This window comes from Sphingobium sp. EM0848 (assembly GCF_013375555.1).
Lineage (GTDB): Bacteria > Pseudomonadota > Alphaproteobacteria > Sphingomonadales > Sphingomonadaceae > Sphingobium.
This window is the reverse complement of record NZ_JABXWB010000001.1, coordinates 2707492-2733467: the sequence shown is the minus strand read 5'-3', so window position 1 is coordinate 2733467 and position 25976 is coordinate 2707492. Positions and strand designations below refer to the sequence as shown.

Below are 25976 nucleotides of genomic sequence, written 5' to 3'. Positions count from 1 at the left end.
ATTTTGTAAAAGGCCATTTTGGGCGAGTTCATGCGCCATGATGATGCAACGCCGCCTTTTTCAACTTTTCTGGGGCCTGGGCCTCTATGGGTTTTCCATGGCGCTGATGCTGCGCGCCAATCTGGGGCTGGACCCCTGGGACGTGCTGCATCAGGGGCTGGCGCCGCGTCTGGGCTTGAGCTTCGGCATGACCGTCAATCTGATCGGCGCCCTCGTGCTGCTGCTCTGGTGGCCGCTGCGCCAAAGGCCCGGAATCGGCACGGTCTGCAATATCCTCGTGATCGGGTCAGCGGTGGACCTCAGCCTGATGATCCTGCCGACGCCGGAGGGCTTGTGGGTGCGTTTCGGCTGGCTGGTGGCCGGGATCATCCTCAACGGCATTGCCGGGGGTGCCTATATCGGCGCGGGACTTGGACCGGGGCCGCGTGACGGGCTGATGACCGGATTTTGCCGCCGCACCGGCCTGCCGGTCAAATGGGTGCGCACCGGAATCGAAATCGGCGTGCTGGCCATTGGCTGGCTGCTCGGCGGCACGGTCGGCCTCGGCACTCTGCTCTATGCGGCGACGATCGGCTGGATCGTCCACCACGCCCTGCCCTTCTTCACCATCCCACGCGCGGCGCCTGCCCTCGCCTGAACCCCCAGCCCCGATCCTTTGCCCCCTGACCGGCCGACATGGAGCCAAGTCGGCCGGTCCTTTTTTATTTCGGCCAGCTATCGAAAGCGACAGCGGCCACCATATCTATGGCGCCTATCGGCACGATAAGAGGAGAGCCTGGTGGCCACTGAACTCTATGATCTGACTGTTCCCATTTTCATCCGCGGCCTGCGCAACCTGTCCACGATATTGGACAAGGCCGCCGCCTATGCCGAGGAAAAGGGCATCGATCCGCTGACGCTGACCAACGCAAGGCTGATCGAGGACATGGCCCCGCTCACCGCTCAGGTCCAGTTCGCCAGCGACAGCGCCAAGGGCGCGGTCATCCGCATCGGTGAGCTTGACCCGCTGCCGCTGCCCGACACCGAGCAGAGCTTTGCCGAATTGCAGGAGAGGATCGCCAGGACCATCGCCTTCCTCGAATCCGTGCCCCGCGAACGCATTGACGGACGGGAAGATACGCAGGTGGTGCTCAAGACGCCAAGCGGCGATTTCCCCTTCACCGGACGCAGCCATGTATTAGGCTTTGCGCTGCCCAATTTCTATTTCCATGTGACGACCGCCTATGCGCTGCTGCGGCAGGCTGGGGTGCCAATCGGCAAGCTCGACTATCTCGGCGGCATCTAACCAGCGACCAGACGGATCGCCGCACTCGACACCCAGCCGCTGAGGCAAGGGCCGTCATAGGCCTGTTTGCGATCCACCGGCTCGGAAACACCGCAATCGGCGGGTTCGGCGGCATTATCGGAAGAAGGCTCGGGGGCGAGAACGACCCCGAGCCATTTCTGGTCAAGGCTGCGCGTACACACCCAGGCGCGACTACCTTCGGCCATCCGAGCCGTTTCCTTCGCCTCGGCAAAGGGCGCGGCGCGCACCGCCAGCCCCTTGGCACCCACGCGCATCGCCTGCCCCATCGCTCCACAGGCATCGAGGCGCGGACCATCCTCGCCAATCGTCACCGGGCGGGTGAGGCTGGATTCCAGCCGGGTTTCCGGCACATCCTCCCGCGCGGCGCCGGCCAGCGAACTGTTGGGCAATTCCTCCAGCACGTCGCTGCTTTTCGAGCAGGCGGCGAGCATCAGGGCTACCGATGCAAGGGGGGCAAGAACGAGACGCATAGCCGTCTGATAGACCGTGCGTCAGGCGCACGGAAGCCGCCATGTTTCGCTTTAGTTTCAGGCGGTGATTCCCTATATGCTCGGTCATGAGCGAGGAAATCCAGAACAGCCCCAACAGCAACGCCTATGGCGCCGACAGCATCAAGGTCCTGAAAGGGCTGGATGCCGTGCGCAAGCGGCCCGGCATGTATATCGGCGACACCGATGACGGATCGGGCCTGCACCATATGGTGTTCGAGGTTTCGGACAACGCCATCGACGAGGCGCTGGCCGGGCATTGCGACCGCATCCTGATCACGCTCAACCCCGATGGTTCGGTCAGCGTTGAGGATAATGGCCGCGGCATCCCGACCGACATCCACAAGGAAGAAGGCGTGTCGGCGGCCGAGGTCATCATGACCCAGCTCCACGCCGGGGGTAAGTTCGAGAACACCTCCGACGACAATGCCTATAAGGTGTCGGGCGGCCTGCACGGCGTGGGCGTGTCGGTGGTGAACGCGCTCAGCGAATTTCTGGACCTCAATATCTGGCGGGACGGCAAGGAGCATTATATGCGCTTTGCCTATGGCGATGCCGTGGCGCCGCTGAAGGTCATCGGTGATGCGCCTGAAGGCAAGAAGGGGACCCGCGTCACCTTTCTCCCCTCGACCGAGAAGGTTTCCGGCGATGGCGGCACCTTCAAGAACCACACCGAGTTCGATTTCGAGAAGCTGGAGCATCGCTATCGCGAACTGGCCTTCCTGAACTCGGGCGTGCGGCTGTTCCTGGCTGATGCGCGGCATGAGGAAAGAAAGGAAGTCGAGCTGTTCTATGAAGGCGGCATCGCGGCCTTCGTGAAATATCTCGACCGCAACAAGCAGCCGCTGATGCCCGACCCCATCGCGATTTCGGGCAGCCGCGACGATGTAACCATCGACGTCGCGCTGGAGTGGAACGACAGCTATTACGAAAACGTCCTCTGTTTCACGAACAACATCCCGCAGCGCGACGGCGGCACCCATCTGGCTGCCTTCCGCGCAGCGCTGACCCGGACGCTCAACAACTATGCCGACAAGTCGGGCATGCTGAAGAAGGAAAAGGTGTCGCTGACCGGCGAGGATATGCGCGAAGGCCTGACCGCCATCGTGTCGGTGAAGCTTCCCGATCCCAAATTCTCGTCGCAGACCAAGGACAAGCTGGTCAGCTCCGAAGTGCGCCAACCGCTGGAAAGCCTGATGGCCGACAAGATGGCGGAATGGCTGGAAGAGAACCCCCAGCACGGCAAGATGATCGTCCAGAAGGTGATCGACGCCGCCGCCGCCCGCGAGGCCGCGAAGAAGGCGCGCGAACTCACCCGGCGCAAGGGCGTGATGGACATCGCCTCGCTGCCCGGCAAGCTGGCCGACTGTCAGGAACGCGACCCGGCCAAGTCCGAACTCTTCCTGGTCGAGGGTGACTCGGCAGGCGGTTCGGCCAAGCAGGGGCGCAACCGGCACAATCAGGCGATCCTGCCGCTGAAGGGCAAGATCCTGAACGTGGAGCGCGCCCGCTTCGACCGGATGCTCTCGTCCAAGGAAGTCGGCACGCTGATTCAGGCGATGGGCACCGGCATCCGCGACGACTTCAATCTGGAAAAGCTGCGCTACCACAAGATCGTCATCATGACCGACGCCGACGTCGACGGCGCGCATATCCGCACGCTGCTGCTGACCTTCTTCTACCGCCAGATGCCGCAGATCATCGAGGCAGGGCATCTCTATATCGCTCAGCCGCCGCTCTATAAGGCGACGCGCGGACGGTCGGAGGTCTACCTGAAAAACGAAGCGGCGCTGGAGCAATATCTGGTCGATAATGGCGTCGATTCGATGGCGCTGGAGACGACCGGCGGCATGCGTTCGGGCGACGACCTGCGTTCGCTGATCGAACATGGCCGACGGATGCGCGCAGTGATGCGCTATGTGCCGCGCCGCTATAATCCCGCGATCATCGAGGCGCTGGCGATCAACGGTGCGCTCGACCCGGAACTCAGCCAACAGGCGCAGGCCGAACATCTGGCCGCGACGGTCCGCTGGATGGACATGCAGGATGACGAAGGTCGCTGGAGCGGGCGGATCGCCGAGGAAGGCGGCTTCCATTTCGAGCGGCTGTGGCGCGGCGTCACCGATCATCACATGATCGAAGCGGGCTTCATCGGATCGGCCGAGGCGCGCAAACTGCACGCCATCGCCGCTGAAGAAGCGGACAGCTATCGCACGTCCAGCCGTCTGGTCACGGCCAAGGCTGCGGCCGCCGCCGAGGAAGCCGGTGACGACGATCTGCCTTTGGTTTCCAAGGGCGCCGTGACCGTCACGCGGCCCAGCGAATTGCTGGAGGCGATTCTGACGGCGGGCCGCAAGGGGCTCGCCATCCAGCGTTATAAAGGGCTTGGCGAGATGAACGCCGAACAGCTGTGGGAAACCACGCTGGACCCGGACAATCGCTCCATGCTGCGGGTCGAGGTCGAGCAGGCGGACGTCGCCGACGAGATTTTCACCCGGTTGATGGGCGATGTCGTCGAACCGCGGCGCGAGTTCATTCAGGACAATGCGCTGAACGTCGCCAATCTGGACGTCTGATCCGATGGAGCGGGTCCGTTGCGGCTGGACCGGGACCGACCCGCTCTATTGCGCCTATCACGACAGCGAATGGGGCGTGCCGGAGCGCGATTCGCGGATGCTCTGGGAAACGCTGATGCTGGAAGGCTTTCAGGCGGGCCTCAGCTGGATCACCATTTTGCGCAAGCGGGAAAACTTTCGCGCCGCCTTTGCCGGTTTCGACCCGGACAGGGTCGCCGCCTTTGGCGCCGCCGATATCGAACGATTGATGGGCGATTCCGGCATCATCCGCGCCCGCGCAAAGATCGAGGCGACGATCCGGGGCGCCCAGATCTTCTGCGCCATGCGCGACCGTGGCGAGGATTTCTCGACCACTGTCTGGGGTTTTGTCGAGGGTAAAGCGATCCAGAATGACGGCCTGACCTTTCCGGCGAAGACCGACCTGTCGGAAGCGATCTCCAAAGACCTCAAGAAACGCGGCTTCAAATTTGTGGGCCCGACCATCGTCTATGCGTGGATGCAGGCGGTGGGGATGGTGAACGATCATGCCGTCACCTGCTTCCGGCGGGATCAGGTCATGGAAGCGTGAGACGGCTCTCCCCCATTGCCCTCATCCTGATGATGACGGGCTGCGGCAGCGGCGGGAAGGACGTACCCGTTACCAATGTCGCCCGACCCCAGGCCTCAGTGCCCATCATCATTCCGAACGAAATCGTGAATCAGGCGGCCGAAAATATTTCGGAAGCGGTTCCACGTGAAACAGCGACTGCACATTCCGCGCCCTCTCCCACCCCTGATCGGCCTACTCAGAATCACTATCGGGCCATGGGGACCGAACCCTTCTGGGCCGTGACGGTGAAGGGATCGACCGCCACGCTGGAGCGCCCGGACAAAGCCCCTGTCCGCTTCACCGTCTCGCGCCATGCCGACAGGCGGGCGATCCGCTATTTGGGCGGCGGCTTTTCCATGACGGTAAGCGAAGGACCATGCAGCGACGGGATGAGCAATGCCATCTGGTCCGACCGGGTAGCAGTGGCCTTTGGCGAGGGAACGCTGAATGGTTGCGGCGGCGCGCGGGACGATCAGGGTGCAGGTGCGCCCTGAACGCGATCCGCGCCTGGAGCGGTCGATCTGATCGACCGCTCTATTTCTTTGTTTTACTGCGATTTCTTAACCGCCAGATGATGCCATCTGACTGGAAATCGCTCTAATCCGTGCGCATCGCTTCCGCCACCAGGGCTTCGGCCTCCATCAGCAGGGCATCTTCCACCTCATGCTGGGCGACCTGTTCGCGACCGATGAGGATCAGCACGGGCACGGCGAGCGGGCTGACCCGATCCAGCTCGATATGCAGCATGGTGGCAGAGGCACGGTCGATAAGATCGCCCAGACGCCCCACATCGGTCATGCGCGCGCGGGCGTCCGCCCAGGCAGCCTTCAGCAACAGATGGTCGGGCTGATATTTGCGCAGCACATCATAGATGAGGTCGGTCGAGAAAGTGACCTGCCGTCCGGTCTTGCGCTTGCCCGGATGCTGCCGCTCGATCAGGCCGGAAATCACCGCCACGTCGCGAAAGGCGCGCTTGAGCAGGCTCGACTGTTCGACCCACTCGACAAACTCATGGTCCAGAATGTCGGCGGAAAAGAGGCTGGCCGGATCGGTGACGGGCTTCAGGCCGTAAACGGCCAGCGCATAGTCGTTGGAGACGAACCCCATGGGCATCAGCCCCTGTGCATCCATGCGGCGGGTGAGCAACATCCCCAACGACTGATGCGCGTTCCAGCCTTCGAAACTGTAGCAGACGAGATAATGGCGCCCTTCATGGGGAAAGGTTTCGATGAGGAGCTGCCCCGGCTCTGGCAGGGCCGAACGGTATTTCTGCACTTCCAGCCATTCGCGGACATCCTCCGGGAAGCGGGACCATTGGTCCGGTTCCGCCAGGAAATGCCGGACACGGTCGGCAAGCCGCGTCGACATCGCCATACGGGTGCCACCCCAACTCGGGATGCGGGCGCTTTTCGACGTGGCGCGGACGATGAGGTCGGTGGTGTCCATCCGCACCACCTCCAGCGCGGTGCCGGAGAAGAAGAAACGGTCGCCGGGGCTGAGCGTGGCGGCGAACCCCTCCTCTACCGTGCCAAGCTTGCGGCCATTGGCGAAGCGGACGGCGAGCGCAGGCTGGTCGACGATGATGCCGGCGTTCAGCCGGTGCTGCTGGATGAAGCGAGGGTGCGACACGCGCCATGATCCGTCCGCCTCATGGGTCAGGCGCTTGAAGCGGTCATAGGCGCGCAGGGCATAGCCGCCGCCTTCGATGAAGTGGAGGACATGGGAGAAAGCCTCCTCCGTCAGCGCGCTATAGGGGGTGGCGGAGCGGATTTCCGCCAGCAACTCCTGATCGCGAAAGGGCGCGGCGCAGGCGAGGCCCATGACATGCTGGGCAAGGACGTCGAGGCTGCCGGGGCGGAAATCGTCGGCGTCGCGCTCTCCCGCCTCGACGGCATCCAGCGCGGCGCGGGCTTCAAGATATTCGAAGCGGTTGCCGGGGATCAGGATCGCCTCGCTGGGGGTATCGAGCCGGTGATTGGCCCGACCGATGCGCTGGAGCAGGCGGGAGCTTCCCTTGGGCGCGCCCATCTGGATCACGCAATCGACATTGCCCCAGTCGACGCCAAGATCGAGCGACGCGGTGGCGACAAGGGCGCGCAGTTTCCCCGCCGCCATCGCCGCTTCGACCTTGCGCCGGGCTTCGATGGAAAGGCTGCCATGGTGGATGGCGATGGGAAGATTGGCGTCGTTGACCGACCAGAGTTCCTGAAAGATGAGTTCGGCCAATCCGCGCGTGTTGCAAAAGACCAGCGTGGTGGCGCGGCGCTCAATCTCCGCCATCACCTGTTTCGCGGCATATTTGCCGGAATGGCCCGACCAGGGAACGCGGCCTTCGGGGATGAGGATGGCGACATGGGGATCAGCGCCCTGCTCGCCGATCACTGGCGTGACGGCATGGATGTCCCCATCCGGCGCGAGCCAGGCACGATAGGCGTCGATGTCGGCCACGGTGGCGGAGAGCGCGACACGGCGCAGGCCGGGGTTGATGGACTGAAGGCGGGAGAGCGAGAGGTTGAGCAGATCCCCCCGCTTTTGCGTGGCGAAGGCGTGGACTTCATCGACGATCACGGTCTGGAGATTCGCGAACATCAGGAAGCTGTCGGCATAGCTGAGCAGCAGTGAAAGCGATTCGGGCGTGGTGAGCAGGATTTGCGGCGGCCGGGCGCGCTGGCGGGCCTTGCGGTCGGATGGCGTGTCGCCGGTGCGGGTTTCGACGCGAATCGGCAGGCCCATTTCCTCGATCGGGGTGAGGAGGTTACGGCGAACATCGACGGCCAGCGCCTTCAGTGGCGAGACGTAGAGGGTGTGAAGGCCTTCTGTCGGCGTTTCGATCAACTCGGCCAGGGTCGGCAGAAAGCCTGCAAGCGTCTTGCCCGCGCCGGTGGGAGCAACCAGCAAAGCATGATCGCCGGATCGGGCAGCGGCCAGCATGTCGAATTGATGGCGGCGGGGTGTCCAGCCGCGTGCAATGAACCATTGCTCAAGGGGTTGGGGTAGGCTTTGGCTCATAAGGGGTGATGGTGGAAGAAGTCCGTCGCTTCGACAAGCTCAGCCCGAACGGTAATTTTAAGCCACGAGTGCGGAATAAAATTACGCGACGCCTCTGGCTCCCTCCCCCCGAAAAGCGTTACACTCCTTTCCATCAGAGCGGCGCAACAGATGCCGCAGACATGCAGGAGAACAAGATGACCGGCCAGACCGAAGCCGACCTCACGGGCGCGGAACCCACGGGCAACCGCCGCCGTCCCAAGCAACCCATCATGGAAATCGATGGCCGCAAGCTGAAGCCCGCGACCCTGATGATGGGGCATGGCTATGACCCGACGCTCTCCGAAGGGTCGCTGAAGCCGCCGATCTTCCTCACCTCCACCTTCGCCTTCGAAAGCGCGGCGGCAGGCAAGCGGCATTTCGAGGGCGTGACCGGGATTCGACCCGGCGGTGCGGAAGGGCTGGTCTATTCCCGCTTCAACGGGCCGAATCAGGAAATTGCCGAGGACCGGCTGGCAGTGTGGGAAGAGGCGGAAGATGCCCTGCTCTTTTCCAGCGGCATGTCGGCCATCGCCACCACCCTGCTCGCGTTGGTGCAGCCGGGCGATGTCATCGTCCATTCAGCGCCCCTCTATGCCGCGACCGAAGCGCTGATCGGGCGCATCCTTGGCAAGTTCGGGGTGCAATGGCTGGATTTCCCGGCCGGTGCGACCGAGGAGGAAATCAGCGCGGTGATCGAGAAGGCCAAGGCGCTGGGCCGCGTGGCGTTGATCTACCTCGAAAGCCCGGCCAATCCGACCAATGTTCTGGTCGATCTGGAAGCGGTAGTTGCGCGGCGCGACTTTTTGTTCGCAGGCGAAGAATATCGCCCGCCGATCGCCATCGACAACACGTTTCTGGGGCCGCTCTGGCATCATCCGCTGAGTCATGGAGCGGATCTGGTGATCTACAGCCTCACCAAATATGCGGGCGGGCATAGCGATCTGGTCGCAGGGGGCGTGCTGGGGCCGAACGGGCTGATCAACACGATCCGGCTGATGCGCAATACCATCGGGACGATTCTCGATCCGCATTCGGCGTGGATGCTGCTGCGTAGTTTGGAAACGCTGGAACTGCGGATGAGCCGGGCGGGCGAGAATGCAGCCAAGGTCTGCGCCTGGCTGAAGGATCAGCCGCAGGTGGAGAAGGTCGTCTATCTCGGTTTCCCGGAAACGGAGCGGCAGGCGGATATCTACAGGCGGCATTGCACCGGCGCGGGATCGACCTTCTCGCTCTACCTAAAGGGCGGCGAGGCGGAAGCCTTTGCCTTTCTCGACGCGCTGAAGATCGCCAAGTTGGCGGTCAGTCTGGGCGGAACCGAGACGCTGGCGAGCCATCCCGCCGCGATGACACATCTATCCGTCCCCGCCGAGCGCAAGAAGGCGCTGGCGATCAGCGACAATATGGTGCGCATCTCCATCGGTTGCGAGGATGCGGACGATCTGATCGCCGACTTCGCGCAGGCGTTGCGGGCGGTGGGATGAGCGATCGCCCGCTGATTCTCGTGGCGCAGCCGCATCTGGCGCCGCTGCTGAGCCTGCTCTCCCCTCATTATGACGTCATGGCCTTGTGGGAGGAGAGCGGTCGGGCGCGGCTGGCGGAGGCCGAAGCGCTGGTCACGGCGGGTGAGTTCCGGCTCGACCCGGATATGCTGGAGCGAATGACGGCGCTGCGGCTGATCGCCTGTTTTACCGTGGGCTATGATGGGGTGGACCTCGACTGGGCACGGGCGCGCGGCGTGGCCGTGACCCATGCGGGAGACGCCAATGCGGAGGATGTGGCCGACCATGGCCTTGGCCTCATCCTTGCCCATCGGCGGCGGATCGTCGTTGGCGACCGGCAGGTTCGCGAGGGCGGCTGGACGGCTGGGGCGAAGATGCTCACCCGGTCCATGACCGGCGCGCGGATCGGAATTGTCGGCATGGGCAGCATTGGCATTGCTCTGGCGGAACGCGCCGAAGCCCTGCGGATGCGGGTGGGTTGGTGGGGACCGCGGCCAAAGCCGGGCCTGCGCTGGCCGCGGGCCGAGAATCTGGAAGCGCTGGCCCGCGACAGTGACGTCATGGTGGTGGCAGCCAAGGCGACGGACGAGAATCGGGGAATGATCGACGCGTCGGTGATGAACGCGCTGGGGCCTCAAGGGCTGCTGGTGAATGTCGCGCGGGGACAGTTGGTGGATGAGGATGCGCTGATCGCTGCGCTGAGCGAAGGACGGCTGGGCGGCGCGGCGCTCGACGTATTCGAAACCGAACCTACGCCGGCAACGCGCTGGACCGCCGTGCCCAATGTCGTGCTGACCCCGCATACCGGCGGCGCGACGCAGGAGGCGGTGGCGAAGATGGCGCAGATGCTGCTCGCCAACCTCGCCGCGCATTTTGCGGGGGAGCCGCTGCTTTCGCCGGTCCTTTAGTGCCGGTTACTGCCAGTCCACCCGCGTCCAGCCCCGCTCCGCCGCCAGCTTCGCCAACGGCTTATGCGGGTTGGAGGCGAAGGGAATGTCCGCGAACTCCAGCATCGGCGCATCCGACACATGGTCCGAATAGGCACGGATAGTCGCCTGACCGCGGTCGATCGCCTCACCCGCCATCCACGCCTTGATCATGCGCAGCTTACCCGTGTCATAGCAATTCTCACCCGCGATCTTCGCGCGGACATAACGCAGGTCCTGCGAAAGATGATCGGTCGCGATCACCGCATCGAAGCCCAGTCGGCGGGCAATCGGCTCGACATAAAGGCGGTAGGATGCGGTGGCGAGGACCAGCCTGTAGCCATCCGCCCTGTCCTGCGCGATCTGGGCCAGCGCGCCCTTGCGCACATTCTGCGCCACCACTTTTTCCGCATAGCTTTCGACATGCGGCATCAGCTTCGCGCGTTCGACATTGGCGCCGATCATCAGCGCCTGATTCAGTTCCTTGAGCCGCTGCCGGCTGATCAGCTTCAGCACATAGGCCAGCATCAGCAAGATAACGGCCGGAAACAGGGCCAGGCGCCATGGCGCCATGCGTTTTGCAACATGTATCAGAAAGCCGGTATAGGTGCCGGTGAACGTCACCGTGCGGTCCATGTCATAGATTGCGAGCCTGTGCGTCATGCCGTGTCCGAAACTTTTTGAAGCGTCCCTTCGTTTGATCGTGCGGATGGGCCGTTTCGGCTTGCCGTGCAACCGATAATGGACCACACCACCGCCTTGATGAACAAAGCCGCTGATCTTGCAGAGGAAGTCCGCGACGGCGGGACGGTCATCCGGTTTTCAGGCAATCTTTCCATTGCCTGCCTTCATGACCTGCCTGACCGACTGGATGCCATAGCGGGGCCGGTCGATGCGCTCGACCTCTCCGACGTGGACTATATGGACACGATCGGCGCCTGGGTGCTGCATCGCACGATCAAACGACTGGGCTGCAAGATCACAGGCGACAAATGCGATGCCGAACGGCTGATCGCCGCGGTCGGTCGGGTCGATGAGCCGGTCAATATCCGCCCCGACTATATACCGCCGTGGCAGCGCGTGGTCGGCCAGATCGGCGAGGCCGTGGTCAATTCGGGCACCACTCTGCTCGGCCTGCTCGGTTTCTTCGGCGGCACGCTGGTCGCGACGTGGAACGTCATCCGCCATCCCGGTCGGTTCCGCATCAATGCGGTGGTCCAGAGGTTCGAGGTCGTCGGCGTATCGGCGCTGGGTATCATCGGCCTGATGAGCTTCCTGATCGGCATCGTCATCGCCCAGCAGGGGTCGGTGCAGCTGCGCCAGTTCGGCATGGAGATGCTGACGATCAATCTGGTCGGCCGACTGACCTTTCGGGAGCTCGGCGTGTTGATGACCGCGATCATGGTCGCGGGGCGGTCCGGCTCGGCCTTCGCGGCGCAATTGGGCACGATGAAGCTGACCGAGGAGGTCGACGCCATGCGTACCATCGGCGTATCGCCGATGGAAGCGCTGGTGCTGCCGAGGACGCTGGCGGTGGTGGTGATGATGCCGCTGCTCGGTTTCTATTCCTCCATCGTCGCGATCATCGGCGGCGGCTTCCTGTGCGCGGTGTCGCTCGACATCCCACCAATCACCTTCGTCCAGCGGCTGCGGGAAGTGGTGCCGATCCATGACCTGTGGGTGGGCCTGATCAAGGCGCCGGTCTTCGGCGTCATCATCGCGCTCGCCGGCTGTTTTCAGGGCATGCAGGTGGAGGGCAATGCCGAGGAAGTCGGCCTGCGCACCACCGCCGCCGTGGTGCAGGCCATCTTCCTAGTGATCGTGCTCGACGCCTTTTTCGCGGTCTTCTTCACCTGGGTGGGCTGGAACTGATGGCGCCCGAGGAAGAGATCACCGCCGAGGAAGCCCGGGTCGAAAAAGCGGTCGAGAAGGACGGCATCGCCATTTCCGTCCGGAACCTCCGGAACAGTTTCGGCGAGCAGGTCGTGCATGAGGGGCTGAACCTCGACGTGCGCAAGGGCGAGATATTGGGCGTGGTCGGCGGATCGGGCACCGGCAAGTCGGTGTTGATGCGCTCCATCATCGGCCTCCAGACCCCCGATGAGGGCGAAATCCACGTCTTCGGCGAATCGATGATCGGGCGGCTGGACGATGAAGCGCTGGCGATCCGCAAACGCTGGGGCGTCTTGTTTCAGGGCGGCGCGCTATTCTCCACGCTGACGGTGGCCGAAAATGTCGAGGTGCCGATCCGCGAATATTATCCCAATATCGGGCCGAAGCTGCGCGACGAGATCGCCGCCTACAAGATTCGCATGACCGGCCTGCCTGCCGAAGCGGGGCCCAAATATCCCGCCGAACTGTCGGGTGGCATGAAGAAACGCGCCGGCCTTGCGCGGGCGCTGGCGCTGGACCCCGACCTGCTGTTCCTCGACGAACCGACGGCGGGTCTCGATCCCATCGGCGCGGCGGCGTTCGACAATCAGACGCGCAAATTGCAACAGACTTTGGGGCTGACGGTGTTCCTCATCACCCACGATCTCGACACCCTCTATTCGATCTGCGACCGGGTGGCGGTGCTGGCCGACAGAAAGGTAACGGCGGTCGGCACTATCGATGAGCTGCTGGCGACCGATCATCCCTGGATTCAGGAATATTTCAACGGCCCGCGCGGGCGCGCCGCGACGGCGGCGGTGGCCCGTGAACAGGACAAGAGGCGATAGAATATGGAAACCCGCTCCAACCATGTGCTGGTGGGCACGGTCACGCTGCTGTTGCTGGCGGCGATCACGATCGCGGCTTTCTGGTTCTCGCGCCTCTCCCAGGGCGACAATATGGAATATGACATCTTCTTCAAACAGTCGGTGAACGGCCTCGCCAAGGGATCGAGCGTCAACTATTCGGGCGTTCCCTCCGGTCAGGTCGAGAAAATCGAACTGTGGAAGCGCGACCCAGGCTTCGTGAAGGTGCGCATCTCCGTGAAGGAGGGCACGCCCGTCCTGCAGGGCACCACCGCGACCATTTCGGGCGTTGGCTTTACCGGCGTATCGGAAATCGTGCTGGACGGCGCGGTCAAGGGCGCGCGCCCCATCGTCTGCCCGCCGGAAAATACCTTGGCCGTTTGCCCAGACGGCGTGCCGGTTATCCCGACCAAGCCGGGCGCATTGGGTGAGTTGCTGAACAACGCGCCGCAATTGCTGGAGCGGCTGTCGACCTTGACCGAGCGACTGACCGAGCTGCTCAACGACAAGAATCAGCAGTCGATCGCGGGCATATTGGCGAATGTCGAGCGGGTGTCCGGCGCGCTGGCCGACCGCAGCCCGGAAATCGCCGCGACCCTGGCCGAAGCGCGCGTCGCCGTCCAGCGTACGGGCATCGCCGCCGAACAGATCAGCAAACTGGCCGCGTCCACCGACGCCATGGTGAATGATGAAGGCCGCCCACTGCTGGCCGATCTGCGCAAGAGCATTCAGTCAGCCACCCACAGCATCGACACGCTCGACAAGACCATTGCGGAAGCGCAGCCGGGCGTCCACGCCTTCAGCAACCAGACCATGCCGGAGGTCAATCAGCTCGTCCGCGACCTGCGCGAAATGTCGCGCTCCTTCCGTGGCGTGGCGGAAAAACTCGATCAGCAGGGCGCGGGTTCGATCGTCGGATCGCCCAAATTGCCCGATTACAAGCGATAAGAGGGACAGTGATGATGTTTCACAGGAAACTGGGCCTGATGCCGGTGGCTCTTGGCGCGCTGATGCTGGCGGGCTGCGTGTCCTTCGGGGGCAAGCCGCCGGAGCGGCTGTTGTCGCTCAGCGCCGCGCAGAAAGTCGCGCCCGGCACCCAGCGCAATGCCACAGCCGGTACGGCCATCACTGTGGCTGATCCCGATGCGCCCAAGATGCTCGATACCGTACGGGTGCCGGTCATCACCTCCCCCACTTCGGTGGCCTATGTGACCAAGGTGCAGTGGGCCGATACGCCGCGCCATCTGTTCCAGAAGCTGCTCGCCGAAACCATCACCGCAACCAGCAACCGCATCGTGCTGGACCCCGGCCAATATTCCGCCGATGCCGGACAGCGGCTGATGGGCGAGCTGGTCGATTTCGGCGTCGATGAAGCCAGCAATAGCGCGGTCGTGACCTATGACGCGATGCTCACCGGGCCGGGCGGCACGGCAATCGCCCGGCAGCGTTTCACCGCCAGCGCACCGATCGGCGGCAAGATCGACGCGAACAGCGTGGGCGCGCCGATCAATGCCGCGGCCAATAAGGTGGCGGCGGACGTCGCCGCCTGGCTGGCGGCTTCGGGGCGGTAACCGCATGGTGTCATGCTCCTGCACAAGCAGGAGCATGACGCCGCTATTCGAGACTCTTGCTCACCTGTTCGGTGACATCCTTCGACAGCCCCGGTTCGGCCAGGATACGCTGCAATTCCGCCCGCATGAGCGCCGCGCGCCCTTGATCGAAGCGCTTCCAGCGGCCCAGAGGCGGCACCAACCGCGCAGCCGTCTGCGGATTGAGTTTGTCCAGCGCGATGATGCAGTCGGCAACTAGCCGATAGCCCTTGCCCGACTTGTGATGGAACGCCCACTGGTTGCCCGCAAAGGCGCCATAGAGCGACCGAACCCGATTGGGATTGGCCAAGGTGAAGTCCTTGTGCTTCCCCAATTCCTCGACCAGATCGACCGTATCGGGATGGAAGGCAAAGGCCTGCGTCTGGAACCATTTGTCCAGCGTCAACGCATCGTCGCGATAGCGGTTGTAGAAGATGTCCAGCGCCGCCTCCCGCTCCGCGCTGGTGCCATTGGCCAGCGTCGCGAGCGCGGCCTGTCGCTCGGTCATATTGTCGGCCTCGCTGAACTGGCCAAAAGCCACCGCCGGGCCGTCCTGCGTACCCGACGCCGCCAGATAGTGCAGCGCGGTGTTGCGCAGCTTGCGCGCACCTTTGGCGGCGGAAGACAGCGCAAAGCCGTTCGCCCTGGTCTTGGCATGGATATCGCGCCAGAGAGGCTCCAGATCAGTGCCGATCCGCCGTTGCAGCGCGTCGCGGGCAGCGTGGATCGCATCGGGATCGACCACCGCCATCTGATCGCCCAGATAGGCTTCGCTGGGCAAACGGATCGCTTCCGCAACAAAGGCCGGATCGAGCAGCGGATCGTTGGCCGTGTCGCGGATCGCGGCGATCACCGCATCCTCATCGACAGGCTGTCCGCCGATACGGCCGACCAGCACATTCACCATCAACTGCTGCATCGCCTCATAACGGGCGAAGGGATCGTCATCATGCGCCGACAGAAAGGCCAGATCGTCCTGGCTGCGGTTGGTTTCGACAATGACCGGGGCGGAAAAGCCACGATTGATCGACAGCAGCGGCGCGTCCTGCCAATTGTCGAAGGTGAAACTCTGCGTCGCCTCGGTCAGCATCAACAGTTCGTCGCCCCGGCTCTTGCCCGAAGCACGGTCGAACAATGCCGTCCGGAGCGGAATCGCCATGGGCTGCTTTTCCGGCTGACCCGGCGTGGGCGGAACGGTCTGTTCCAGATGGAGCGTCGCCGTCCGGCTCATCGGATCGTGGGTCAGCAGCGCCCGGACGTGCGGCGTGCCCGCCTGCGCATACCAGCGGCGGAACTGGGCAAGGTCGATCTGCCCCCCTTCTTCCATGGCGCGGACGAAATCCTCGCATGTCGCGGCTTCGCCATCATGACGCTCGAAATAGAGATCGGTGCCGGCCCGGAAACGTTCCGGGCCGAGCATCAGCGCCATCATGCGGATAACCTCGGCACCCTTGTTATAAATGGTCGCCGTGTAGAAATTGCTGATTTCCATATAGGATTCAGGCCGGATCGGATGCGCGAGCGGGCCGCTATCCTCCTGAAACTGGGCGGCCCGCAGGATGCGGACATCCTCAATCCGCTTCACCGCATGGCTTCCCATGTCGGCCGAGAAATTCTGATCACGGAAAACGGTGAAGCCTTCCTTGAGGCTCAGTTGGAACCAGTCGCGGCAGGTGACGCGATTACCGGACCAGTTGTGGAAATATTCATGCGCAACCACGCCCTCAACCCCATCATAGTCAATGTCGGTCGCGGTTTCGGGATCGGCCAAAATATAGCGTGAATTGAAGATGTTGAGGCCTTTATTCTCCATCGCGCCGAAGTTGAAATCGGCCACGGCAACGATGTTGAACACGTCCAGATCATATTCGCGGCCATAGACCCGCTCATCCCAGGCCATGCTGTTCTTGAGCGCCTGCATGGCATGGGCGGTACGGGGCAGATCGGCTTCCTTGACCCAGATGCCGAGTTGCACCTCGCGCCCGCTCATCGTCACGAAACGGTCGGCGTTGCAGGAAAGATCGCCCGCGACCAGTGCGAACAAATAGCAGGGCTTGGGGAAAGGATCGTTCCAGCGCGCCCAGTGGCGGCCATTGGGCAGATCGCCCCGCTCGACCGGATCACCATTGGCAAGCAATATCGGATATTGCGCCTTGTCCGCCACCATGCGCACCGCATAGCGAGAGAGCACGTCCGGGCGATCGGGGAAGAAGGTGATGCGGCGGAAGCCCTCTGCCTCGCATTGGGTGCAGAGCAGGCCGCCGCTGGCATAAAGTCCCATCAGCTTGCTGTTGCTCTGCGGCGCGATCTCCACCAGCGTTTCGATGCTGCGGGCGGCACCCGAAAGCGGGATCATCAGCGTCCCCGCCTCCAGCGCCCATTGATCCGGCGTGAGCGTGCGGCCATCCACCTTTATCTCAAGGGGAAGAAGGCCATCTCCGTCGAGCTTCAGCGGCCGGTCATGCTCGCCATTGCGCATAACGGCGAGGGTTGCGCGAACGCGGGTCGCGGCGGCATCGAGATCGAAGTCGAGCGCAATATCAGGCACCAGCCAATCGGGCGGGCGATAATCCTGACGGTGAATGACGGTCGGGGCGGCGGGAGAGGATTGGATGTCGGCCATCCCGACAGCCTAAGGTTTTGACAGGAAAAAGACCAGTGACGGCGCAGGAAAATGCGCGCCGTCACATTTCACATCATCTTTTTAGATACGCTCGCCGGACAGCCGCTGGCACAACATATCGAGCTGATCGAGCGTCGAATAATGCAGCGACAGCATGCCGTTGCCATTCGCGCCATAGCTGATGTCGACTTTCACACCCAATATGTCCGCCAGATGCTGCTCCAACGCGACGATGTCGGGATCATTATCCTTGGCCGCAGGGCTGCGCTGACGGGTTGAAGCCGTATCGCCCGTCTTGGCGCGGCGGACAAGCTGCTCGGTATCACGGACGGACAGCCCTTTGGCTTCCACCGTCCGGGCCAGAGCTTCGCAATCTGGCGCCCCGATCAGAGCCCGCGCATGGCCCATGCTGAGCTTCTGTTCGATCACCTGCTGCTGCACCGGCGCGGGCAGGTCGAGCAGACGCATCAGATTCGCGACATGGCTGCGCGACTTGCCGACCAATCGACCAAGTGCTTCCTGGCTATGATGAAATTCCGCGATCAGCTTGCGATAGGCTTCCGCCTCTTCGATCGGATTCAGATCCTCCCGCTGGATATTTTCGATCAGCGCGATCTCCAGCGTTTCCGCTTCATCGAAATCGCGCACAATGGCAGGGATGCGGTGCAATTGCGCCCGTTGAGCCGCGCGCCAGCGGCGTTCACCCGCAACGATCTGGAATCCGCCACCATGGGGCCGGACAATGATCGGCTGGATAACGCCACGCTTGGCGATACTGTCCGCCAGTTCCTGTAGCGCGCCATCGTCGAAATGGCGGCGCGGCTGTTCCGGATGCGGCTGGATCAGCGCGACTTCAATGCTCTGGATTGCCTTGGTGGAAGGATTGGAGGTTGCAACCGGCGCGACCGGCTCTTCGCGCGCCACATCACCCAACAGCGCAGACAGACCCCGGCCAAGCCCCTGGGGACGCTTGGCGGGCTTCGTCAAATTCTCTTCACTCAAGCAGCAACCTCCTGACGGGGCAGGCGCGCAATGAGTTCGCGCGCCAGACGCATATAGGCTTCCGACCCCGGACAACGGAAATCATAGATGAGCGCCGGAACGCCATGGCTGGGCGCTTCGGACAGGCGCACATTGCGGGGAATGACGGTGGAAAAGACGAGATCGCCGAGACAGGCGCGCACATCGTCGGCCACCTGATCGGTCAGGCGGTTACGGCGATCATACATGGTGAGCGCCACACCCATGATCGACAGGCCCGGATTGAAACGGCCGCGGATACGCTCGACGGTCTGAAGGAGCTGCGACAATCCCTCCAGCGCGAAAAATTCGCACTGCAATGGGACCAGAAGCGACTGAGCCGCAACCATCGCATTGATGGTCAGCAAACCCAGCGAAGGCGGACAGTCGATCAGGCAAATATCCCAGCGCCCCGGCTGCGCTTCGGCGAGAACTCGCTCCAGCCGATGGGTCCGCTCCTCATATTCGATCAGTTCGATTTCCGCGCCGGACAGATCCTGGGTGGCGGGAACGATGTCCAGCTTGGGAACGCGCGTGGTGATGATCGCATCTTCCAGCGCGCAATTGCCAACCAGCAGATCATAGCTGGACTGGGCGCGGTCGGCCTGATGGACACCAAGACCCGTCGACGCATTGCCCTGTGGGTCGAGGTCGACCAGCAGCACGCGCAGACCTGTGGCCGCCAGGCCCGTGGCCAGATTGATCGCGGTGGTGGTCTTTCCGACGCCGCCTTTCTGGTTGGCAATGGCGATTTGGATCATCCTCGGGCTTTCCTTCTGGATTGAACGGTTTGCGCAACGATGATGGCGCTGTCGGCATCAGTCACGCTGCGTTCCACGTGGAACACACCTTGCCACGTCCGAGTCGCGACCTCCAGTTCATTCTGCGCATTTCGTCCTTTTGGGAGCACCCAAATCGTCTTTTCATCGGAAAGATGGATCGCGGATTCAAGCAGACGCGGCAAAGGCGCATAGGCCCGCGCGCTGATGATGGCCGCTTGAGTGGGTGGCACGGTTTCGACACGGCCACCAAAGACGCTTGCCCTGCCCAAGCCCAGATCGCTGATCACGGCGTTCAGAAAATCGATCCGCTTACGACGCGATTCCACCATCTGAACCGGACGGTCAGTCAGGATCGCGGCGACGATTCCGGGCAAGCCCGCGCCCGATCCCAGATCGATCCAAGGCCCCTCCTCCGCCGCGCTTGCGAGCGGGATAAGCTGGGCAGAATCAACAATATGCCTTGCCCAGATATGCGGACGCGTCGATTCCGCGATCAGATTTTGCCGCTCCATCTCATCGAGAAGGATGGCTACATAGCCCTCAAGCCGTTTCCATGTTTCACGTGAAACATGGAAACGCTCGCCCAGCCAACCCCGCGCTTCCTCCTCTGTCACGCCGCGCGCCGCCGGATATGAACCAGCACCGCCGCCAGCGCAGCAGGCGTGATGCCCCGGATACGGCTTGCTGCCGCCAGCGTATCAGGCCGCGCCTTATCCAGTCGCTCAATCATTTCGGTCGAAAGACCCCCAATGGTCCCAAAATCGAAATCGGCCGGGATCACCACCCGTTCGTTCCGCCGCAGTTCAGCGATCTCCGCCTGCTGTCGCTCCAGATAGGGTGCATAATGCGCATCCTCCAAAATCTCTTCGCGCAGGTCGCTTTCCACCTCTACCAGCGACGGAGCCAACTCGAACAACAACGCCCGGCTCACCTCTGGAAAACGCGCCCAATCGAACAGCGAGCGACGCGCACCATCCTGCCGAACCGCGGCCCCAGCCCGCGCCATCTCGGTCGCCGACAATGGCCGCGCCAGTTCCTCTTCGACCCACCGCCGTTCGCGATCCCGCGCATGATAATAAGCGGCGCGCTCCGGCCCCAACAGGCCATGATCCCGTCCAATGGGAGCAAGGCGCGTTCCCGCATTATCGGCTCGCAACCGGAGGCGATATTCAGCACGGGCCGTCAACATCCGATAGGGCTCGGTAACCCCCTGCAACACGAGATCGTCGATCATCACCCCTATATAGCTGCTCGCTCGATCGAGAATCAGCGGCTCCTCTCCAAGGGCATGGGCCGCCGCATTGGCGCCCGCCACCAGACCCTGCGCCGCAGCCTCCTCATATCCAGTCGTGCCGTTGATCTGCCCGGCACAGAACAGGCCGGCCACGTCGCGGACCTCCAATGTGGAATCCAGCGCACGCGGGTCGATATGGTCATATTCGACGGCGTAGCCGGGAACGACGATTTCAGCCTTTTCCAGTCCAGCCATCGATCGGACCAGCGCCAATTGAATATCCGCTGGCAGCGAAGTGCTGATGCCATTTGGATAGACCAGATGATCGTCCAACCCTTCCGGTTCCAGAAAGATTTGATGACCATCACGATCGCCAAAGCGGAGAACCTTGTCCTCGATCGAGGGGCAGTAGCGCGGCCCGCGTCCCTCGATCGCACCACTGAACAGAGGCGAACGCCCAAGCCCGTCGCGGATGATGGAATGGGTTCTGTCATTGGTCCGAGTGATGGCGCAGGACAGCTGGGGCAGAACGCGACCGGAGGAAAGCGCAGACATCGTCCAGCCTGCCTTATCCGACGGCTGTTCTTCCAGACGCGCCCAGTCGATGGTCCTCCCATCGATGCGGGGTGGCGTCCCCGTCTTGAGCCGCGCCATGGGCAAATCCAGCGCACGGAGTTGACCCCCCAATTCGGTCGCCGCCCGTTCGCCGGTGCGGCCACCTACCATGAGGTCCTCACCACGGAATAGTTTTCCCCCGAGGAAGGTGCCGGTCGCCAACACCACCGCTCGTCCCGAAAGCCGCCGTCCATCGGCCAACCGCAAACCGCTTACCGTCGCACCATCGAGCAACAGTTCGACCGCTTCGCCCTCGACAATCTCCAACCCGCTTTGCGCGTCGAGCAGGCGATGAATCTCCGCCCGATACCGCTTGCGATCGGCCTGGACGCGCGGCCCCTGCACCGCCGCCCCCTTGCTGCTGTTCAGCATCCGATAGTGAATGGCAGCAGCATCGGCGGCGCGCGCGATCAGACCGTCCAGCGCATCGACCTCTCGAACCAGATGCCCCTTGCCCAGACCACCGATGGCGGGATTGCAGGACATCGCGCCGACCGTCGCCTTCTCAAAAGTCAGCAACGCAACCGACGCGCCCTTCCGCGCCGCCGCTGAGGCCGCTTCGCAACCTGCGTGGCCACCGCCGACCACAATCACATCATAGCTTGTTCGCATGGGCTGGCCCTTATCAGATTCGGGCCGTCCGGGTCAAAACTGTTCCACGTGGAACAGCGGCCTATTTGCCAATGCAGAAACCCGCGAACAGACGGTCCAGCATATCCTCCGTACTGGCCTGCCCCGTGAGCGCATCAATGGCATTGCGGGCCTGCCGCAATTCTTCGGCCACGATCAACAGATCACGCGCTTGGCCTGCCGCCAGCAGATGGCCATGCAATTGACCAACGCCCTCGCGTTGACGGTTGTGCAGGGCATAGTCGCCCTCTCCCGGCAGCAGCTTCGCAGCTCGCTCCAGCAACATCGTCACCAGCGCGTCCATGCCCTCCCCCGTTCGGGCGGACAGGTGAAGGCCGGGCCGGTCATCACCCTCCCAACGATCCGATTGGGCGGCAACCAGCAGTGAATCCGCGCGCGGCACATCCACCCGATCGCCCAGCCAGACGATGATATCCGCCGCTTCCAAAGCAAGACGTGCCCGATCCATGCCGATGGCTTCGATCGCGTCACCCGCCTCTAATCGCAGTCCTGCCGTATCGGTGAAGAGGAAAGCGACCCCACCCAGCGCCGCAGGCACCTCGATCCGGTCGCGCGTCGTCCCCGCAATGTCCGACACGATCGCGGCATCTCGCCCGACCAGCCGGTTCAGTAATGTCGATTTCCCCGCATTGGGCGGTCCCGCCAGGACCACCCGCACGCCGTCGCGCAACCGCTCGGCGGAAGGCGCCGTCAATATGGCCGCCACCTCGCCCGCCAGCGCGCATATCTCGTTCCCGATCCGCGCCTCTATACTCGCGTCGGGCACGTCATCTTCATCGGAAAAATCGAGCGCCGCCTCGGTCAGCGCCGACAGTTCCAGCACGGAGCGGCGCCAGCCATCGATGCGCCGGGAAAAATGGCCTTCGGCCATCAGCAACGCAGCCCGACGCTGCTGCTGCGTTTCAGCGGCGAGCAGATCGGACAGCCCCTCCACCGCGTTCAGGTCCATGCGGCCATTGGCGAAGGCGCGGCGGGTAAACTCTCCCGGCTCGGCCCGGCGCAATCCGGGCAGCGCGCCCAATGCCTCCTCAACGGCGGCAATGACAGCGCGCCCGCCATGGCAGTGCAACTCGGCCAAATCTTCGCCCGTGACCGTGGAGGGACCGGGGAACCAGAGAATGAGCGCGCGATCCAGCGCCGCACCATCGCGCGGGTCGGTCAGCAGCGCCAGCCGTGCCCGCCGCGCCATCGGCACCATTCCCGCCAGCGCCTGCAACGCCATGCCCGCCTGCGCCCCGCTGATGCGGATGATTCCGATCCCGGCAGGCGGCGCGCCGCTCGACAGGGCAAAGATGGTGTCAGTCACGAACGTCGATCAATCCGCCAGAGCGGCCCTCAGCCCTTGTCGCCATTCTTGCCCTGCATGCCCGCCAGACCGATATCCATCATCTGCCTGAACAACCGCATTCCCGCATCGCCCATCGGAGAGAAGCTTTTGAACAGCGTCTCCATCTGCTCGACATTGGCGACGCCGTCGAAGCTGTCGAGCATCGTCTTCACATATTTGTCGTGAATGGGCGTCACGTCCGGCAGGCCGAGAAACGCCCGCGCCTCCGCCGGGGTGCAATCGACATCTACACTTACCTTCATCGCACACACCCTTTTGTTGCGGCCCTTGATCCCCCTTCTCATGCCGCAACAAGGCCCACGAAAGCAAATTTTTTGACGGCGTACCGGCTTGCACTTGGCCCGCCAAGCGCCATTATGCCGCCCATCAGCCTTGTTCGGAAAAGGAAAGGATTATCCCATGGCAGCATTTACATCCGTCTCGACGCTGGAGGGCGATGCCCAGTTCGATGTCTATGTTGCCCGGCCGGACGGCACGCCGAAGGCCGCTATTGTCGTCGTTCAGGAAATTTTCGGCGTGAATGAAGGCATTCGCCGCAAATGCGACCAATGGGCGAAGGCAGGCTATCTGGCGCTGGCGCCCGACCTGTTCTGGCGCGAAAAGCCCCATGTCGAACTGGATGCCGATATCCCCGAAGAATTTCAGGCGGCGATCGGCCATATGCAGAAGTTCAACCAGGATCAGGGCATTCGCGATATCGAAGCGACGATCAAGGCGGCCCGTGCGGAGCTGGGCGCTGGCGGCAAGGTCGGGTTGGTCGGCTATTGCCTGGGTGGGCGGTTGGTGTTCATGTCCGCCTGCCGCACCGATGGCGATGCCTTTGTCGGCTATTATGGCGTCGGGATCGACGGCCTGCTCGGTGAGCAGCATGCCATCGGCAAGCCGGTGCTGCTGCATATCCCGACCGCCGACGGCTTTGTGCCGCCCGAAGTCCAGCAGAAGATGCATGAAGGGCTGAAGGATAATCGCCATGTCACCCTGCATGACTATGAGGGGCTGGACCATGGCTTTGCCGCCGAAATGGGCAATCGCCGCAATGAGGACGCCGCGCAGCTGGCCGACCAGCGCACGGCCGATTTCTTCGCGGCCCATCTCTGACAAGGAAACAATGTCGATGACGCACGCATGGCGGATGGTGGCCCGATCGCATGGCGGACCGGAGGTGATCGAACGGGAGCAATTCGATCCCGGCGCCCCGGCTGAACATGAAGTGCTGATCGAACAGGATGCCATCGGCCTGAACTTCATCGACACCTATTATCGCACCGGCCTCTATCCCGCGCCCTTGCCGACTCCGCTCGGGTCGGAGAGCGCGGGGCATATCGCCGCAGTCGGATCGGGCGTGACCGGTCTGGCCGTAGGCGACAGGGTGGGCTGCGTCAGTGGCCTGGGCGCCTATGCCACGCACCGCATCGTTCCGGCTGACCGCGTCGTGAAGATTCCCGACACGGTCAGCACGGAAGATGCCGCGGCGATGATGCTGAAGGGCATGACCGCCTGCTATCTTGCCGAAGACAGCATTGCGCTGCATGCGGGTCACGTTGCGCTGGTCCATGCGGCGGCGGGCGGTGTCGGGTCGGTTCTGGTTCCCTGGCTGCGCGATAAGGGCGTGGTGGTGATCGCCCATTGCGGGTCGGCGGAAAAGGCCGCGCGGGTCAACGCCGATCATAGCCTGCACGGCCCCTTCGACAAGCTCTCCGCCACGGTACGGGAACTGACCGGAGGCAAGGGCGTGGATGTAGTCTATGACGGCGTCGGCAAGGATAGCTGGGGGGCGTCGCTCGCCTCGCTCAAGCGGCGGGGGCTGATGGTCAGCTATGGCAATGCATCAGGCGCGGTGCCGCCGGTGAGCCTGCTGGATCTCAGCGATGGCGGTTCGCTCTATGTCACCCGTCCCAAGCTGTTCGATTATATCGCAACGCCGGAGGAACTGGCGCATACCGCCGAACGGCTGTTCGACCATATGGCGCGCGGCGTGATCAAGGCGACCATCGGCCAACGCTTTGCCCTGGCCGATGCCGCTGAAGCGCATCGGGCGCTCGAAGCACGGGCAACCAGCGGGTCCACTGTCCTCCGGCCCTGATGGGCAGAAAAAAAGGGTTGGAACTCAGCGGTTCCAACCCTTTTTCAAACCCTGCTCGGGCGTTTAGACAAACAGCGTCAATATGCCCACCTGATGATCGACCACTCCATCATAGATCATCTTGATTGCCACATAGATGATGACGGCAAGCCCAATATAGGCGATCCAGCGGAAACGCTCGATATATTTGGCGATGATGTTCGCCGCGATGCCCATCAGCGCAACCGACAGGATAAGCCCGATGATCAGGATGCCGGGATGATCCCGCGCCGCACCGGCGACCGCCAGCACATTGTCGAGGCTCATCGAGACGTCAGCGACGGCGACGGCCCAGGCCGCCCCCGCAAAGCTCTTGGCGGGACGCAGGCCCGACACATCGTCATCGCTGGTGTCGTCGGGCGTGTCCCCGCCCCTTTTGGGATGCAGTTCCCGCCACATCTTGAACGCGACCCACAGCAGCAGCAGCCCGCCCGCCAGAATCAGGCCGACAATCTGCATCAACTGCGTCACGACCAGCGCAAAGCCGATCCGCAACACCAGCGCGGCGAGGATGCCGATCATTATGACCTTCTTGCGCTGCTCCGCCGGGAGTCCCGCCGCAAGCGCACCGACGACAATGGCATTGTCCCCCGCCAGCAGCACGTCGATCATCAGCACCTGACCGAAGGCCGCCAACGCCGCCGGTGTACCGATATTGCTGAAATCATTGACGATATGGGCCCAGATGCTGGCCAGGGAGCCAGGCCCCTGAACAGCCGCGGCAGCGGTGGCGAAAAGATCGAGCATGACGGCCTGAATTCCCCTGAAAAATATGGCCTTAAAACAATTTGCCGCCGAACATCTGTCCGGCGGCATGGCAATTGCGGCAAATAAGAGTGG

24 protein-coding genes are annotated in these 25976 nt (G+C 63.1%); 13 read left to right on the top strand and 11 right to left on the bottom strand.

Annotated elements, in window-relative coordinates; all coding sequences use genetic code 11:
- Nucleotides 1-37 precede the first annotated feature (37 nt).
- On the top strand, nucleotides 38-637 hold the full coding sequence (locus HUK73_RS13290; RefSeq protein WP_176592322.1) for a YitT family protein: 600 nt from the start codon (nucleotides 38-40) through the stop codon (nucleotides 635-637).
- A 141-nt stretch (nucleotides 638-778) separates the two neighbouring features.
- Nucleotides 779-1285, top strand: a complete 507-nt coding sequence (locus HUK73_RS13285; protein ID WP_176592321.1) for a DUF1993 domain-containing protein — start codon at nucleotides 779-781, stop codon at nucleotides 1283-1285.
- Here HUK73_RS13285 and HUK73_RS13280 read toward each other — a convergent pair.
- Nucleotides 1282-1776: a hypothetical protein gene (locus HUK73_RS13280; RefSeq protein ID WP_176592320.1), complete on the bottom strand. Its 495-nt coding sequence runs from the start codon at nucleotides 1774-1776 to the stop codon at nucleotides 1282-1284. The genes HUK73_RS13285 and HUK73_RS13280 overlap by 4 nt on opposite strands.
- A gap of 86 nt (nucleotides 1777-1862) precedes the next feature.
- Between HUK73_RS13280 and gyrB the strand changes: the two genes are divergently transcribed.
- The 3 genes from gyrB (at nucleotide 1863) to HUK73_RS27160 (ending at nucleotide 5453) form a co-directional block, all read left to right on the top strand.
- Complete coding sequence (gene gyrB, locus HUK73_RS13275) at nucleotides 1863-4370, top strand: DNA topoisomerase (ATP-hydrolyzing) subunit B (RefSeq protein WP_176592319.1); 2508 nt, start codon at nucleotides 1863-1865, stop codon at nucleotides 4368-4370.
- A 4-nt stretch (nucleotides 4371-4374) separates the two neighbouring features.
- Nucleotides 4375-4938 (top strand): DNA-3-methyladenine glycosylase I, encoded by a 564-nt coding sequence (locus HUK73_RS13270; RefSeq protein ID WP_176592318.1) that lies wholly within the window; start codon nucleotides 4375-4377, stop codon nucleotides 4936-4938.
- Nucleotides 4939-5174: 236 nt separating this feature from the next.
- Nucleotides 5175-5453 (top strand): hypothetical protein, encoded by a 279-nt coding sequence (locus tag HUK73_RS27160; RefSeq protein WP_369805491.1) that lies wholly within the window; start codon nucleotides 5175-5177, stop codon nucleotides 5451-5453.
- A gap of 103 nt (nucleotides 5454-5556) precedes the next feature.
- Here the strand turns inward: HUK73_RS27160 and HUK73_RS13260 are convergent, their stop codons facing one another.
- Nucleotides 5557-7968 carry a ligase-associated DNA damage response DEXH box helicase gene (locus HUK73_RS13260; RefSeq protein ID WP_176592317.1) on the bottom strand — a complete coding sequence of 804 codons (2412 nt, stop codon included), beginning with the start codon at nucleotides 7966-7968 and terminating at the stop codon, nucleotides 5557-5559.
- A 176-nt stretch (nucleotides 7969-8144) separates the two neighbouring features.
- On the opposite strand from HUK73_RS13260, the gene HUK73_RS13255 reads away from it, so the two are divergent.
- Together HUK73_RS13255 and HUK73_RS13250 are read left to right on the top strand one after the other, a co-directional pair.
- Nucleotides 8145-9470, top strand: a complete 1326-nt coding sequence (locus HUK73_RS13255; protein WP_176592316.1) for a cystathionine gamma-synthase family protein — start codon at nucleotides 8145-8147, stop codon at nucleotides 9468-9470.
- A complete protein-coding gene (locus HUK73_RS13250; protein WP_176592315.1) occupies nucleotides 9467-10396 on the top strand; it encodes a 2-hydroxyacid dehydrogenase in 930 nt (309 codons plus the stop codon). Before HUK73_RS13255 ends, HUK73_RS13250 begins: the two co-directional genes overlap by 4 nt.
- A 6-nt stretch (nucleotides 10397-10402) precedes the next feature.
- Here HUK73_RS13250 and HUK73_RS13245 read toward each other — a convergent pair whose 3' ends face one another.
- Nucleotides 10403-11077 carry an HAD family phosphatase gene (locus HUK73_RS13245; protein WP_176592314.1) on the bottom strand — a complete coding sequence of 225 codons (675 nt, stop codon included), beginning with the start codon at nucleotides 11075-11077 and terminating at the stop codon, nucleotides 10403-10405.
- Nucleotides 11078-11176: 99 nt separating this feature from the next.
- Here HUK73_RS13245 and HUK73_RS13240 point away from each other — a divergent pair, with 99 nt between their 5' ends.
- From HUK73_RS13240 to HUK73_RS13225, 4 genes are read left to right on the top strand one after another with little or no spacing between them, the layout of a single operon-like run.
- On the top strand, nucleotides 11177-12286 hold the full coding sequence (locus tag HUK73_RS13240) for an MlaE family lipid ABC transporter permease subunit (RefSeq protein ID WP_176592961.1): 1110 nt from the start codon (nucleotides 11177-11179) through the stop codon (nucleotides 12284-12286).
- Nucleotides 12286-13134 (top strand): ABC transporter ATP-binding protein, encoded by an 849-nt coding sequence (locus tag HUK73_RS13235; RefSeq protein ID WP_176592313.1) that lies wholly within the window; start codon nucleotides 12286-12288, stop codon nucleotides 13132-13134. Before HUK73_RS13240 ends, HUK73_RS13235 begins: the two co-directional genes overlap by 1 nt.
- A gap of 3 nt (nucleotides 13135-13137) precedes the next feature.
- Entirely contained in the window at nucleotides 13138-14100 is a 963-nt protein-coding gene (locus HUK73_RS13230) for an MlaD family protein (RefSeq protein ID WP_176592312.1), read from the top strand.
- 14 nt (nucleotides 14101-14114) lie between these two features.
- Nucleotides 14115-14723, top strand: coding sequence for an ABC-type transport auxiliary lipoprotein family protein (locus HUK73_RS13225; protein WP_176592960.1), 609 nt, complete (start codon nucleotides 14115-14117; stop codon nucleotides 14721-14723).
- A gap of 43 nt (nucleotides 14724-14766) precedes the next feature.
- Here the strand turns inward: HUK73_RS13225 and pepN are convergent, their stop codons facing one another.
- The 7 genes from pepN to HUK73_RS13190 form a co-directional block, all read right to left on the bottom strand.
- On the bottom strand, nucleotides 14767-17364 hold the full coding sequence (pepN, locus tag HUK73_RS13220; protein ID WP_176592311.1) for an aminopeptidase N: 2598 nt from the start codon (nucleotides 17362-17364) through the stop codon (nucleotides 14767-14769).
- 81 nt (nucleotides 17365-17445) lie between these two features.
- A complete protein-coding gene (locus tag HUK73_RS13215) occupies nucleotides 17446-18366 on the bottom strand; it encodes a ParB/RepB/Spo0J family partition protein (protein WP_176592310.1) in 921 nt (306 codons plus the stop codon).
- On the bottom strand, nucleotides 18363-19145 hold the full coding sequence (locus tag HUK73_RS13210; RefSeq protein ID WP_176592309.1) for a ParA family protein: 783 nt from the start codon (nucleotides 19143-19145) through the stop codon (nucleotides 18363-18365). Before HUK73_RS13210 ends, HUK73_RS13215 begins: the two co-directional genes overlap by 4 nt.
- Nucleotides 19142-19780 (bottom strand): 16S rRNA (guanine(527)-N(7))-methyltransferase RsmG, encoded by a 639-nt coding sequence (rsmG, locus tag HUK73_RS13205; protein ID WP_176592308.1) that lies wholly within the window; start codon nucleotides 19778-19780, stop codon nucleotides 19142-19144. Before rsmG ends, HUK73_RS13210 begins: the two co-directional genes overlap by 4 nt.
- Entirely contained in the window at nucleotides 19777-21627 is a 1851-nt protein-coding gene (mnmG, locus tag HUK73_RS13200) for a tRNA uridine-5-carboxymethylaminomethyl(34) synthesis enzyme MnmG (protein WP_176592307.1), read from the bottom strand. The genes rsmG and mnmG overlap by 4 nt, the downstream gene beginning before the upstream one ends.
- A 61-nt stretch (nucleotides 21628-21688) precedes the next feature.
- Nucleotides 21689-22972, bottom strand: a complete 1284-nt coding sequence (mnmE, locus tag HUK73_RS13195) for a tRNA uridine-5-carboxymethylaminomethyl(34) synthesis GTPase MnmE (RefSeq protein WP_176592306.1) — start codon at nucleotides 22970-22972, stop codon at nucleotides 21689-21691.
- A 29-nt stretch (nucleotides 22973-23001) separates the two neighbouring features.
- Nucleotides 23002-23256, bottom strand: coding sequence for a DUF6489 family protein (locus tag HUK73_RS13190; RefSeq protein ID WP_176592305.1), 255 nt, complete (start codon nucleotides 23254-23256; stop codon nucleotides 23002-23004).
- Between the two features lie 157 nt (nucleotides 23257-23413).
- Here HUK73_RS13190 and HUK73_RS13185 point away from each other — a divergent pair, with 157 nt between their 5' ends.
- Together HUK73_RS13185 and HUK73_RS13180 are read left to right on the top strand one after the other, a co-directional pair.
- Nucleotides 23414-24112, top strand: a complete 699-nt coding sequence (locus HUK73_RS13185) for a dienelactone hydrolase family protein (protein WP_176592304.1) — start codon at nucleotides 23414-23416, stop codon at nucleotides 24110-24112.
- A 16-nt stretch (nucleotides 24113-24128) separates the two neighbouring features.
- Nucleotides 24129-25097, top strand: a complete 969-nt coding sequence (locus HUK73_RS13180) for a quinone oxidoreductase (protein ID WP_255326277.1) — start codon at nucleotides 24129-24131, stop codon at nucleotides 25095-25097.
- Between the two features lie 63 nt (nucleotides 25098-25160).
- Here HUK73_RS13180 and HUK73_RS13175 read toward each other — a convergent pair whose 3' ends face one another.
- Entirely contained in the window at nucleotides 25161-25883 is a 723-nt protein-coding gene (locus tag HUK73_RS13175) for a YjbE family putative metal transport protein (protein WP_176592303.1), read from the bottom strand.
- Nucleotides 25884-25976: the final 93 nt, after the last annotated feature.